The organism is Kitasatospora sp. Root107 (genome assembly GCF_001424875.1).
Lineage (GTDB): Bacteria > Actinomycetota > Actinomycetes > Streptomycetales > Streptomycetaceae > Kitasatospora.
This window is the reverse complement of sequence record NZ_LMCT01000008.1, coordinates 16944-30186: the sequence shown is the minus strand read 5'-3', so window position 1 is coordinate 30186 and position 13243 is coordinate 16944. Positions and strand designations below refer to the sequence as shown.

Sequence of the window (13243 nt, the reverse complement as noted above, 5' to 3'; positions counted from 1 at the left end):
GCAGGGCGAGGAGATCTGGCGTTCGGGTCACTGCGAAAGTGCCTGACCTTGTACGCACGTTGAACGCTCCTGAGGTCGGCGTCGCCCCCGGCGGCGGAGCCGCCCGACGAGCAGAGCCCCGAGCCCCTGGTGGCTGACGCCAGCGCGTGTGCCTAGAGCCAGCCGCGTTCCCGGGCCGCCATGCCCGCCTGGAAGCGGGTAGTGGCGCCGAGCTCCCGCATCAGGGCCTGCAACCGCCGCTGCGTGGTCCGGGCGCTCCAGCCCAGCGACCGCGCGATCGACTCGTCGGTGAGCCCGGCCGCCAGCAGCCCGAGCAGCTTGCGCTGGTCGTCCTCGGGCCCGGGCCCGCCGTCGCCGTCCCCGATCGCGGCCTGCAGCGGCACCGCCCGCTCCCACTCCGCCTCGAACAGCCCGTCCAGGGCCTGCAGCAGCGCCGACGGGTGGATCACGTACGCGGCGTCCAGCACCGCATCCCCGACGCTGATCGGGATGATCGCCATCCGGTCGTCGGCCATCATCATCTTCATCGGCAGCACCGGCCTGACCCGGGCCTCCTCGCCGTCGGCGACACCGATCAGGATCTCCTTCTCCAGCCGCCCCGGCCAGGCCACCGCCTCCTTGTCGAAGACGGTGCGGAACCGCACCCCGGCCCGCAGCTGCTGCCGCTGCCGGGGCAGATTGGCCACCGGGTCCTGGATGTACGGCGGGCAGTCGAAGCCGCGCACCTGGTACTGGGCCGTCTCGACCAGGTGCTCCAGCCGCTGGGCTATCGCCTCACCGCCGGTCAGGACCTCGACCGAGTGCGCCGGGTCGGTGAACCGGGAGGCCTCCCGGAACGCGTCCATCAGGCGGTGCATCTCGGCCCTCGCGCTGCGCAGCTGGGCCTCGCGGTGGCCGATCAGGGTGCCGATGGCCACGTCGGGGGCGACCGCGAGATAGCGCTCCCGGTCCACCGGGGCACGGGTGATCATGCCTTGGTCGGCCAGCCGGTCGAGCGCGGCATGGCCCTGTTGCAGCGTCAGGCCGCACTGCGTGGCGATCTCGTCCGCCGTCGACTGCGGCGCTATCACCAGAGCCGCGTACACCTGGCCGTCTGGCCTTCCCAGGCCGAGCACCCCGAAAGAGTCGAGCACCTTGTTCCCTTCCCCCACCGGCTCCCCCTCGCCACCACCCCTGGTGGCGCAGATCCGCCATTCGGCGCGCCGTTGTCCGCTGGCCATCCTCCGCCACGAGTCCCTGAGCTGACAAGCCGGATGAGCTCAGGCTCACACAACCCCACCGAACGCCGGAGGGCCTCCCCGCCATGTGACGGGAAGGCCCTCCGGGGCGACCGGTGCTAGAGACCGACCTCGTTCATCAGCTGCCCGACCTCGGGGTTGGTCAGGCGGCGCAGCCAGCCCGACTTCTGGTCGCCCAGCGTGATCGGACCGAAGGCGGTCCTGACCAGCTTCTCGACCGGGTAGCCCGCCTCGGAGAGCATCCGCCGCACGATGTGCTTGCGGCCCTCGTGCAGGGTGACCTCGACCAGGTAGTTCTTGCCGACGTTGGAGACCACCTTGAAGCTGTCGGCGCGGGCGTAGCCGTCCTCCAGCTCGATGCCCTTGGCCAGCGTCTTGCCCAGGTCACGCGGGATCGGGCCCTGGATGGCGGCCAGGTAGGTCTTGGTGACGCCGTACCGGGGGTGGGTCAGGCGGTGGGCCAGCTCACCGTGGTTGGTGAGCAGGATGATGCCCTCGGTCTCGGTGTCCAGCCGGCCCACGTGGAACAGCCGGGTCTCCCGGTTGTTCACGTAGTCGCCCAGGCACTGACGGCCGTCCGGGTCCTCCATGGTGGAGACGACGCCGGCCGGCTTGTTGAGCGCGAAGAACAGGAACGACTGGGTGGCGACGGTCAGGCCGTCCACCTTGATCTCGTCGGTCTCCGGCTGGACCCGCTTGCCCTGCTCGGTGACCTGCTGGCCGTTGACCGACACCCGGCCCTGCTCGATCAGCTCCTCGCAGGCCCGACGGCTGCCCATACCGGCGCGCGCCAGCACCTTCTGCAGGCGCTCGCCCTCTTCGTTCCCGCCCTTCACGCCCTGGCCCTGCTCGTGCCGGGCCAGCACCGCGTCCTCGATCTTGCCCTGCAGCTCACGGGTCCGCTGCGGCTGACGCCGCGGGTCGCCCGGGGCGCCCTGGCCCTCACGCCGCGGCCGGGGGGCCGGGCTGGGCTTGCGGGCGGCGCTGCCACGGTTGGGGTACGCGTGCGGGCCGCCACCGAACTCGGGGCGGTCGTACTTGCGCTCCTCCGGGCGGAGCGGACGGTCCGGGTACTGCCGGTCGTCACGACGATCGTCGCGGCGGTCGCCGCCGAACGACGAACCGCCACCACTGCGACCGCCACCGGACGCGCCGCCGCTGCGGTTGCCACCGAAGGAGCCGCCACCGCCGCCACGCCCGTCCCGGCTCCCGCCGTAGGACGAACCGCCGCGGGAGTCGCCACCGCGGCCACCGCCGCCGAAGGACGAACCGCCACGCGAGTCGCCACCCCGGCTGCCACCGCCGCCGAAGGACGAGCCCCCACGGGAGTCGCCACCCCGGCCGCCACCGCCGCCGCCGAAGGACGAACCGCCACCGCTGCGGCCGCCACCGGGCGCGCCACCGCTACGGCCACCGCCGCTGCCGCCGTACGACGAACCGCCGCGCGAGTCGCCTCCCCGGCCGCCCCCGCCCTGTCCGCCACGGCCCTGGCTCCCGCCACCGCCGCTGCTGTTCCTGCCGTTGCCACTGCTACGCATCAAAATATCCGTACGTCGTGTTCCGTCTGGAAGTGCTCGTCGTGCCCGGCCGACCTCACTGCACTTCCCTGCCGTCCGCACGTGCGGCGGCGACCGCCTCCGCGATCATCGTGCCTTCGAGGGACTCCGCTTCCACGTCGTCGACCTCGGGCAGGAAGGGCGCGAGCTCCGGGAGTTCCTCCAGGCCGCGCAACCCCATCCGTTCCAGGAAGTAGTTCGTCGTCCGATACAGGATTGCACCTGTTTCCGGCTCGGAGCCGGTCTCTTCTACCAGTCCTCGCTGTACCAGGGTACGCATCACGCCGTCACAGTTCACACCACGGACCGCCGAGACCCGGCTGCGCGACACCGGCTGCCGGTACGCGACGACCGCCAATGTCTCCAGCGCGGCCTGGGTGAGCCGGGCCTGCTGGCCGTCCAGGACGTACCGTTCGACGGCCGGCGCGCAGTCGGCCCGGGTGTAGAACCGCCAGCCCCCGGCGACGAACCGCAGGTCGAAGCCCCTGCCCTGGGCGGTGTACTCGGCGGCCAGCTCGCGCAGGGTCGCGGCCACCTCGGCGACCGGACGGTCCAGTACGGCGGCCAGGTGCCGCTCGGTGGCCGGTTCGTCGACCAGCAGCAGAATTGCCTCCAGCTCGGCGCGCAATGGCACCGCCGACGGCTCGACGAACGCCTCGACGGCCGCCGCGGCCACCTCGGCCTCCGGCTCCACCCACTCCTGGCCGTCCTGCACCGCCCCGTAGACGGACTCCTGCCACTCCCCGGCCCGGGACTGCCCCGGGACGCCCAGCGAGCGCCTGGCGGGCCGTGACGGCTCCTCGGTCATGACGGCTCCTTCTCGGTCGGCTCCGGCGGGCGGTCGAACTCGTCGGTGACCTCGACCCGCCGGTCGGCCTCGGCCACCCAGCGGACGGTCAGCGCACCCAGCGCCTCCGGCTGGTCGAAGTCCAGCACCCGCTCCCGGTACAGCTCCAGCAGGGCCAGGAAGCGCGCCACCACCACCAGGGTGTTGTCACCCGCGTCGGCCACCAGGCGGCGGAAGTCGGCCTCGCCCAGCGTCCGGAGCAGTTCGGCCACCAGGGCCGCCTGCTCCCGCACGCTGACCGGCGGGGAGTGGATGTGGTCGACGTAGACCACCGGCCTGGGCTTGGGCGTCATCGCCTTCGCCGCCAGCCGGGCGAAGCCCTCCAGGCCGATGCTGATCACCACCTCGGGCAGCAGCTCGGCGTGCTGCGGCTCCAGCCCGACCGTGCGGGGCCGCTGCCGCGACTCGGCCGCCCAGCGGTCCGCCAGCACCGCGGCCACCTGCTTGTACGCCCGGTACTGCAACAGCCGGGCGAACAGCAGGTCGCGGGCCTCCAGCAGGGCGAGGTCCTCCTCGTCCTCCACCTCGGCGGCGGGCAGCAGGCGGGCCGCCTTCAGGTCGAGCAGGGTGGCGGCCACCACCAGGAAGTCGGTCGCCACGTCCAGATCCCAGTCCGGGCCCATCGCGCGGATGTACGCCATGAACTCGTCGGTGATCCGCGACAGCGACAGCTCGGTGATCTCCAGCTTGTGCTTGGCGATCAGCCCCAGCAGCAGGTCGAACGGCCCCTCGAAGTTCTCCAGCCGCACCTGAAAGCCAGCGTTCTGCTCAGGCATCTACGGTCCAGGGGCTCGGGGAACTGCGAGGAGATCTGGCGTGCGGGTCACTGCGAAAGTACCTGACCAGCTACGTCGGATCACGTTCCTGAGGCTGGCGTCGCAGTTCCCCGAGCCCCTGGTGGTGCCGCCGGCGGAAAGCTCAGCGGCCGCGGAGGCGGCGGACCAGGATGCTGGCCTCGCCGCGCTGCTCCAGGTCGGCGAGGACGACGGCGATCGCCTCCCGGACCACCCGGCCGCGGTCGACCGCGAGGCCGTGCTCGCCGCGGAGCACCAGACGGGCGTGCTCCAGGTCCATCAGTTCCTCGGCCGAGACGTACACGGTGATCTTCTCGTCGTGCCGCTCCCGTCCGCTCGGGCGGCGCGGGGCCCGGCCCCGGGGGCGGGGCCGCCGGGCGGCCTCCCCCGTGGGCTCCTCGGGTCCTGCGGGCTGGGACTCGGCACGGGCCTGCGGGACCTCCGCCGTCGGCCCGCCCTTCTCGGTGCTCCGGTTCTCGGTGCTCCGGGCGGTCTCCGTGCGGGGTGCCTCGGGCCGGCTGAGGGAGGGCGACAGTGCCATCCCGCCGGTGGTCCGGAACAGCTCGTCGGCACCCGGGAGACTCACTCGGCGGGGCGGCACCGGTCGAGCACCTCCCTGGCGAGCTGGCGGTAGGCGGCGGCGCCGACCGAGTTGGTCGCGTACGTGGTGATCGGCTCGCCCGCCACGGTGGTCTCGGGGAACCTGACGGTCCGTCCGATCACGGTGTGGAAGACGTGCTCGCCGAACGCCTCGACCACCCGGGCCAGCACCTCGCGGCTGTGCACCGTGCGCGAGTCGTACATGGTGGCCAGGATGCCGTCGAGCCGCAGGTCGGGGTTGAGCCGCTCGCAGACCTTCTCGATGGTCTCGGTGAGCAGCGCGACCCCGCGCAGTGCGAAGAACTCGCACTCCAGCGGGACGATGACGCTGTGAGCCGCCGTCAGGGCGTTGACGGTGAGCAGGCCGAGCGACGGCTGGCAGTCGATGATGACGAAGTCGTAGTCGGGCAGCAGCGGCTTCAACGCCCGTGCCAGCGCCGACTCGCGCGCCACCTCGCTGACCAGCTGGACCTCGGCGGCCGACAGGTCGATGTTCGAGGGCAGCAGGTCCATGCCGGGCACGGCGGTCTTCAGCAGCACCTCATCGGCCGTCAGACCCCGCTCCATCAGCAGGTTGTAGACCGTGACGTCGAGTTCCATCGGGTTGACCCCGAGGCCGACCGAGAGCGCGCCCTGCGGGTCGAAGTCGACCAGCAGGACCCGGCGGCCGTACTCGGCCAGCGCGGCACCCAGGTTGATGGTCGACGTGGTCTTGCCGACGCCGCCCTTCTGGTTGCACATCGCGATGATCTGCGCGGGACCGTGTTCGGCCAGCGGCGCGGGGATCGGGAAATAGGGCAGCGGGCGACCAGTCGGGCCAACGCGCTCACGGCGCTGGCGGGCTGCGTCGGGGGCCAGGGTCGCGGCGTACTCCGGGTCTGGTTCGTACTCGGCGTCCGGGTCGTCGTAGGAGCCGTACGCAAAGTCGCCGTAGGCCAGGCCGTGTGACGGCAGGTCAGCCTCGTCGGTAGTGGGGGCAGGTGCGGTGTTCTGACGTGCCTCGAAGGTACGGACCGCGACCGAGTGCTCCGCCAGTCCCGGCTGACCACCCCCGGGAGCAAATGTCGACTCATTCACAAGTCGTCTTACCTCCTTGGGCATCCAGGACTGTTGTCGATTCGTCAGCGTGGCAGCATGCCGACGGTTTGCGACTCTAGGCTGTCTGCGGCGTTCGCAGCAACACAATCCACGGTAGTGGGCCGGATGTGTCGGCCATCGGGCCGGTCAGTGTCAAGGCTTGTGAGGCCCCACGCCACTAACGTTTCTGCGCCGGGTGACAGCGAGCGCATAAATTGACACGGTCACCCGACCACCCTGAATTGTCGACATACGTCGTCCGGAGGGCAGCCGGACAGACCGAACGCCCCCGGCCTGAGGGGAGCAGGTCGGGGGCGTTCGGCGGGTGCTGACGGGGAGTCAGCGGGGTCAGGCGAGCACGCTCTCCAGCGAGACCGACGGCAGGCCGAAGGCCTCGGCCACGGCACCGTAGGTGATCTGGCCCTCGTGCACGTTCAGGCCCTTGGCCAGCGCGGCGTCGCGGCGCAGCGCGTCCTTCCAGCCCCGGTTGGCCAGCTCGACGACGTACGGCAGCGTCGCGTTGGTCAGCGCGTAGGTGGAGGTGTTCGGGACGGCGCCCGGCATGTTGGCCACGCAGTAGAAGACCGAGTTGTGGACCGGGAAGGTCGGCTCGGCGTGCGTGGTGGCACGGGAGTCCTCGAAGCAGCCGCCCTGGTCGATCGCGATGTCGACGAGCACGGAGCCCGGCTTCATCCGGGAGACCAGCTCGTTGGTGACCAGCTTCGGGGCCTTGGCGCCCGGGATCAGCACGGCGCCGATCACCAGGTCGGCCTCGAGCACGGCGCTCTCGAGCTCGTAGGCGTTGGACATGATGGCCTTGATCTTCGTGCCGAAGATCTTGTCGGCCTCACGCAGCTTGTTGATGTCACGGTCCAGCAGGGTCACCTCGTAGCCCATGCCGATCGCGATGGTGGCGGCGTGCCAGCCGGAGACGCCACCGCCGATGACCACGCACTTGGCCGCGTGGGTGCCGGGCACGCCACCGGGCAGGGTGCCGCGGCCGCCGGCCGGGCGCATCAGGTGGTATGAGCCGACCTGCGGGGCCAGCCGGCCCGCGACCTCGGACATCGGGGCGAGCAGCGGCAGGGCGCCGTTGGCGAGCTGCACGGTCTCGTAGGCGATCGCGGTGGTGCCGGAGGCGACCAGCGCGTCGGTGCCGGCCTTGTCGGCGGCCAGGTGCAGGTAGGTGAAGAGGGTCTGGCCCTTGCGCAGGCGGTGGTACTCCTGCGCGATCGGCTCCTTGACCTTCAGCAGCAGGTCGGCGGCGGCCCACACCTCGTCGGCCGTGGGGAGGATGGTGGCGCCGGCGGCCACGTACTCCTCGTTGGGGATCGAGGAGCCGAGACCGGCGCCGTCCTCGATGACGACCTCGTGTCCGTTACGGACCAGCTCATGCACGCCGGCGGGCGTGATGGCCACGCGGTACTCGTGGTTCTTGACCTCGCGGGGGATGCCGACCTTCACGACTGAACACGTCCCTTTTGCCTCTGGGGCCCGGCCGGAGAACACCGGCGGGCAACGCGCACGTGGAGACCTCCGGAGACGCCGGGGCACGCTTCGCTACGCGACTAAGGTCGAGTGTAATGAAGCCCAGGTGATCCGTCAGCCTTCCAAAGTGAATAAATCCGCTGGACACATTGGCAGATTCGTAGGCTTGCCTCCCACATCAGCTGGCAATCCAGGCGCAAAGCGACCTTCCGGACATCACTCCGAAGTCGCCCGGCCCCGCTCGGCTTCGACCAGTCCCCGCAGGTGTTCCAGGGCCGCCGCGACCGCCCACTGCCCCCGCTCGTCGCCCAGTCGCCGCAGGACCGCGAGCGCGGCCCGGTACTCCCGCTCGGCCTCCTCGAACCGCCGCTGCGCCAGATGCGCCTCGGCCGTCCGGGCCAGCAGCCTGGCCTCGGCCGGGTGGTCGCCCAGACCCTGCCGCAGCTCCAGCGCCCGCCCGTACCAGTCGGCGGCGCGCACCGGGTCGCCGAGCGCCCGCCGGCTCTCCGCCACGCCCTCCAGGGCCCGGGCACAGGCCACCTCGTCGTCCACCTCGCGGCCCTGCTCCAGCGCGGCCCGGTACCGCTCGGCGGCCGGCTCCCAGCGGCCCGCCGCCGCCTGCAGATCGCCCAGGTTGAGCAGTGCGGCGGCCGTCCGGCGCTTGTTCCCGCTCCGCTCGGCCACCTTGAGCACCAGCCCGTGCAGCTCGTACAGATCCGCCGGGGCGGCCTGGCCCGTCAGCGGCAGCGCCCGCAGCAGCGCGGTCACCAGCCGGCCGGCCGAACCGTCCAGATCGGCCCGGCCGATCGCGTCCCCGACCGCGCCCAGCAGCTGGCCGCGCTGCTCGGTCAGCCAGATCCTGGCCTGCGCCGGCGTCCGCAGCCGCAGCGGCCCGGGCAGCGGGTCGGGGCCTGGCCCGGCGGCCGAGTCGAGCAGCGCCCGGGCCGACTCCACCAGCCGCACCAGCCGCTCCAGCAGGCGTGCCCTGGCCAGCTCCAGCTCGGACGGCCGGTCCAGCTCCTCGCGCAGCGCCACCAGCCGTCCGTACAGCCGCCCGGGCACCCGGTACCGGGGCGTGCCGTCGGCTGACTCGCCGTCCTGGTCCAGGAGTTCACGCTCCGTCAGCTTCTGCAGCAGCGTCGCTGCCTCGGGCGCCGGGCAGCCCACCAGGGCCGAGGCGGTGCGCAGATCGGCCGACTGCGCGGGCGCCAGCGTGAGCATCCGCAGCATCCGGGCCTCGGCCGCCGGGAGCGACCGGTGCAGCAGCGTGAACGCCGCCCCGAGCGGGTCGCCGTCAGGCACCGGGACCGGCCCCTCCGGGGTCGGCTCGGCGATCGGCTCGGACTTGCCCTTGCGCTTCTTCCGGAGCCGGTCCGGCTTCGGCGGTGTCCGCACCTCGACGGCCAGCGCCAGCTCCCGGGCCGCGTCCGTGACCGCCGCCTTGGGGGCGGCCCGCAGCCAGCCCGCCATCAGCCGCAGCGCGGTGGGACGGCAGGCACAGCTCTCGGCCAGTCCAGCCGCGCCGACCGGGTCACAGCTGATCCTGGTCCCGCCGACCAGCCCACTCAGCAGGTCCACCGACGCGGACTGGGACAGCCCGCCCAGGATCACCGGATCAATTCCCTCGATCCCGGTCAGCGGCCCCGCCGTGGTGACCACCACCAGCGCCTCCGGCGCCGTCGCCAGCAGTGGCCAGAGCTGCCCCGAATCCCGCGCGTCGTCCAGCACCAGCAGCACCCGGCGCCCGCTCACCGCCGCCCGTACGGCCGCACAGGCGGGATCGTCCTCGCCCTCCTCCGCCCCGGTGGGCAGCGCCCCCGCAGCGGGCTCCCCCAGCTGCTCCAGCAGCCGCCGCGCCACCGTCCCGGGCGCCACCCTGCTCCCGTCCGGCGCGGACAACCGGGCGAACAGCACCCCGTCCGGATACTCCTCCGCCACCGAGGCAGCGAACCTGACGGCCAGTGAGGTCCGCCCCGACCCCGGCCGCCCCGCCACCACCAGCAACGGGCACCGCCCCGCCACCACCTTGGTACGGGCCGCCGCCAACACCGCGAGCTCGGCGCCACGCCCGACGAACAGCCCGGGCCCGTCCGGCAGTTGACCAGGAACCGGGGCGGGCCGTGCGTCCATCGTCGCCGTCTTCCTCGCCACCTGCGCCACTCCCGACCGGTCAGCAGACGGGCCCACACCGGGGCCCCGTTCGGGAAGCGTAGTTCGGCCCACCACCCGCACAAGAGGTGACACCAGTACTACCAACCACCAAATCACCCATGCGGACGCAGGTGCTCAGCGAGAGCAGACCAGGGGCTCGGGGAACTGCGAGGAGATCTGGCGTTCGGGTCACTGCGAAAGTGCCTGACCCCTTACGCACGGATCACCTTGCACGAGGTCGGCGTCGCAGTTCCTCGAGCCCCTGGCGTGTGCCGACTGGACGCAGCTGCCTAGCTGAACGGTCGCGCCGGCCAAGGCGACTCCGCCGCCCGCAGCGCGTCCAGCCCGGCCGGCGAGGTCAGTGCAGCGTGCAACGCCAGAGTCCCGGTGATCAGCGTCGGGTTGTGCAGCTCCCCGGTCAGCACCAGCTGAAGCAGCTCACCGAGCGGCACCCGCGCCGTCTCGATCTCCAGCTCCTCCCCGTGCGCCTCGTACCGATCCCCGTCCGCCGCCGACAGATCGGTCGCCAGGAACAGCCGCAGCGCCTCGTCCGTCCCCCCGGGCGAGGTGTAGAAGTCCACCAGCACCCGCCACTCCCCCGCCTTGCAGTGCGCCTCCTCGAAGAGCTCGCGCTGGGCGGCGTGCAGCGGGTTCTCCCCGGGCACGTCGAGCAGCCCGGCCGGGAGCTCCCAGAGCCGCTGCCGCACGGGGTGCCGGTACTGGCGCAGGATCAGCACCCGCTGCTGCTCGTCCACCGCGAGCACCGCGACCGAGCCCGGGTGCGTCTGGTAGTCCCGCCGGGCATAACTCCCGTCCGGCATCAGCACCTCGTCCGTCCGGACCCCGGTGACCCGCCCCTGGAAGGGCTGTTCACTGGACCGTACGGGCCACTCCTCCGCCTGGTCCCGGATCTGTCGCTGACCGTCCGTCATCTCGCACTCCCCTTTTCGTCACTGCGACACTAACCCACGCAGAACGGCGGCCGCGCGAAGAATCGCACGACCGCCGTCCACCGACCGCGAGAGTTACTCGGCGGCAGTCTTGATCTTGATGGCCGCCGCCACCAGACCCGCGAACAGCGGGTGCGGGCGGGTCGGCCGGGACTTCAGCTCCGGGTGCGCCTGGGTGGCGACCAGGTAGGGGTGGACCTCGCGCGGGTACTCGACGTACTCGACCAGGTCGCCCTTCGGGGAGAGGCCGGAGAACTGCAGGCCGGTCTTCTCCAGGTCCGCGCGGTACGCGTTGTTGACCTCGTAGCGGTGGCGGTGGCGCTCGTCCACGTACTGCTCGCCGCCGTAGACCTCACGGACGATCGAGCCCTCGGCCAGCTTGGCCGGGTAGAGACCGAGCCGCATGGTGCCGCCCAGGTCGCCCTTGCCGTCCACGATCGCCAGCTGCTCGGCCATGGTCGAGATGACCGGGTACTTGGCCGCCGAGTCGAACTCGGTGGAGTTGGCGTCCGGCAGGCCGGCCAGGTTGCGGGCGGCCTCGATGACCACGCACTGCAGGCCCAGGCAGAGACCCAGCAGCGGGATCTTGTTCTCCCGGCCGTAGGTGATCGCGGCGACCTTGCCGTCCACCCCGCGGTCGCCGAAGCCACCGGGGATGCAGATCGCGTCCACGTCGCCGAGCTGCTCCTGCGCACCCTCGGGCGTCAGGCAGTCGTCCGAGGTCACCCACTTGATCTCGACCCGCGCGTTGTTGGCGAAACCGCCCGCGCGCAGCGCCTCGGTCACCGACAGGTAGGCGTCGGGCAGGTCGATGTACTTGCCGACCAGCGCCACCTTCACGATGTGCTGGGGCTCGTGCACCCGGCGCAGCAGGTCGTCCCAGACAGTCCAGTCGACGTCCCGGAAGGCCAGGTCGAGGCGGCGGACCACGTACGCGTCCAGGCCCTCCGAGTGCAGCACCTTGGGGATGTCGTAGATCGACTTGGCGTCGATGGCCGCGACCACGGCCTCCTCGTCCACGTCGCACATCAGCGAGATCTTGCGCTTGATGGCCTGCGGCACCTCGCGGTCGGCGCGCAGCACGATGGCGTCCGGCTGGATGCCGATGTTGCGCAGGGCCGCGACCGAGTGCTGGGTCGGCTTGGTCTTCAGCTCGCCCGAGGGGCCGATGTACGGCAGCAGCGAGACGTGCACGAAGAAGACGTTGTCCCGGCCGACCTCGTGGCGGACCTGGCGGACCGCCTCCAGGAACGGCAGCGACTCGATGTCGCCGACGGTGCCACCGACCTCGGTGATCACCACGTCGACGTCCTCGGTCGCCATCCGGCGGATCCGGGACTTGATCTCGTTGGTGATGTGCGGGATGACCTGGACGGTGTCGCCCAGGTACTCGCCGCGGCGCTCCTTGGCGATCACCGTCGAGTACACCTGGCCGGTCGTCACGTTCGCCGAGCCGTGCAGGTTGGTGTCGAGGAAGCGCTCGTAGTGACCGATGTCGAGGTCGGTCTCGGCCCCGTCGTCGGTGACGAAGACCTCACCGTGCTGGAACGGGTTCATGGTGCCCGGGTCCACGTTGAGGTAGGGGTCGAGCTTCTGCATCGTCACACGCAGACCGCGTGCCTTCAGCAAGGCACCGAGGCTGGAGGCGGTGAGGCCCTTGCCGAGCGAGGAGGCGACACCCCCGGTGACGAAGAGGTGCTTGGTCGTCACGGCGCGGCCGTTCGCTGCCTTGCCGGATTGGGGCTGTGCCAAGAGGGGGCTCCCGTGGGTCGCTGTCGAAGGTGACGCCGGTGGAGGGACCGCCGGTCGCCTCGCCGACGAGGAGTTCGCACTCGGCCGGGAGCCTTTCGGCTGCTCCGGCGGGGTCGTCGGGGTTGGCGGCTCGGGGCGAATGCCCACCAGTCCACGGGATACCAGGGTATCAGCGCGAGGCGGTGGACGCGGTCGCGGGCACCTCGGCGCGCCCGCCCGGAGTTCATCCGGCGTTCCCCGGTCACCGTCCGGCCTGGCCCGGAAGGATCAGTTCCGCCTGGTTCGTACGGGTCAGTCCGACTGCCCCAGCCGGACCAATGTGACGTCAAACGGTGCGACAGCTGACGAACAGGGGTTCTTCGGGGTGCCCCGGCCTGTGCCGCCGACGTATTCTGCACGGACGCATCGCCGACAGACAGAGCACGCGGAGGGCGAGGGGTCAGGACGACGCCTCTCGGTCCCCGATGCGCGACCGGACACGCCGCCTCCCCGCACCAGTTCACCCCGTCCAGGCCAGGGGCCCATCCAGCCCCGACCAGGTGGCCACCAGCCGCCACCGCCCGGACTCTCCGGCCCCGCAGCATCCGCGCGCCCCGCCATCGGTGGCCGCCGAGCACATCTTGCGAACTGGAGACCCACGTGGCCGGCCGTATCGAGGACTACGCACTCATCGGGGACATGCAGACCGCCGCCCTGGTCAGCAGGGACGGGGCGGTCGACTGGCTGTGCCTGCCCAGATTCGACTCTCCTGCCGTGTTCGCCGGTCTGCTGGGGACCGACGAACACGGGT

General features: G+C 71.6%; 11 protein-coding genes. 1 reads left to right on the top strand and 10 read right to left on the bottom strand.

Features of this window, described 5'->3' with window-relative positions; all coding sequences use genetic code 11:
• Positions 1 to 152 precede the first annotated feature (152 nt).
• The 10 genes from ASC99_RS08555 to ASC99_RS08510 all read right to left on the bottom strand — a co-directional run bounded on the left by ASC99_RS08555 (position 153) and on the right by ASC99_RS08510 (position 12453).
• On the bottom strand, positions 153 to 1220 hold the full coding sequence (locus ASC99_RS08555) for a helix-turn-helix domain-containing protein (protein ID WP_082598186.1): 1068 nt from the start codon (positions 1218 to 1220) through the stop codon (positions 153 to 155).
• A 116-nt stretch (positions 1221 to 1336) separates the two neighbouring features.
• A complete protein-coding gene (locus ASC99_RS08550) occupies positions 1337 to 2776 on the bottom strand; it encodes a pseudouridine synthase (protein ID WP_057230038.1) in 1440 nt (479 codons plus the stop codon).
• A 55-nt stretch (positions 2777 to 2831) separates the two neighbouring features.
• Positions 2832 to 3602 carry an SMC-Scp complex subunit ScpB gene (gene scpB, locus ASC99_RS08545; RefSeq protein WP_082598185.1) on the bottom strand — a complete coding sequence of 257 codons (771 nt, stop codon included), beginning with the start codon at positions 3600 to 3602 and terminating at the stop codon, positions 2832 to 2834.
• Positions 3599 to 4417 carry a ScpA family protein gene (locus ASC99_RS08540; protein ID WP_063978447.1) on the bottom strand — a complete coding sequence of 273 codons (819 nt, stop codon included), beginning with the start codon at positions 4415 to 4417 and terminating at the stop codon, positions 3599 to 3601. The genes scpB and ASC99_RS08540 overlap by 4 nt, the downstream gene beginning before the upstream one ends.
• Before the next feature lie 142 nt (positions 4418 to 4559).
• Positions 4560 to 5021, bottom strand: a complete 462-nt coding sequence (locus tag ASC99_RS08535; protein ID WP_057230034.1) for a hypothetical protein — start codon at positions 5019 to 5021, stop codon at positions 4560 to 4562.
• A complete protein-coding gene (locus ASC99_RS08530; RefSeq protein ID WP_057230032.1) occupies positions 5018 to 6112 on the bottom strand; it encodes a ParA family protein in 1095 nt (364 codons plus the stop codon). Before ASC99_RS08530 ends, ASC99_RS08535 begins: the two co-directional genes overlap by 4 nt.
• 348 nt (positions 6113 to 6460) lie before the next feature.
• Positions 6461 to 7576, bottom strand: a complete 1116-nt coding sequence (gene ald, locus ASC99_RS08525; protein WP_057230029.1) for an alanine dehydrogenase — start codon at positions 7574 to 7576, stop codon at positions 6461 to 6463.
• Positions 7577 to 7816: 240 nt separating this feature from the next.
• On the bottom strand, positions 7817 to 9730 hold the full coding sequence (locus ASC99_RS41670) for a tetratricopeptide repeat protein (protein WP_057230027.1): 1914 nt from the start codon (positions 9728 to 9730) through the stop codon (positions 7817 to 7819).
• Positions 9731 to 10041: 311 nt separating this feature from the next.
• Positions 10042 to 10683: an NUDIX hydrolase gene (locus ASC99_RS08515; protein WP_057230025.1), complete on the bottom strand. Its 642-nt coding sequence runs from the start codon at positions 10681 to 10683 to the stop codon at positions 10042 to 10044.
• Between the two features lie 93 nt (positions 10684 to 10776).
• Positions 10777 to 12453 (bottom strand): CTP synthase, encoded by a 1677-nt coding sequence (locus ASC99_RS08510; protein WP_235502613.1) that lies wholly within the window; start codon positions 12451 to 12453, stop codon positions 10777 to 10779.
• 639 nt (positions 12454 to 13092) lie between these two features.
• Here ASC99_RS08510 and ASC99_RS40210 point away from each other — a divergent pair.
• A partial coding sequence (locus tag ASC99_RS40210; RefSeq protein WP_255359230.1) for a trehalase-like domain-containing protein occupies positions 13093 to 13243 on the top strand: 151 nt, incomplete at its 3' end.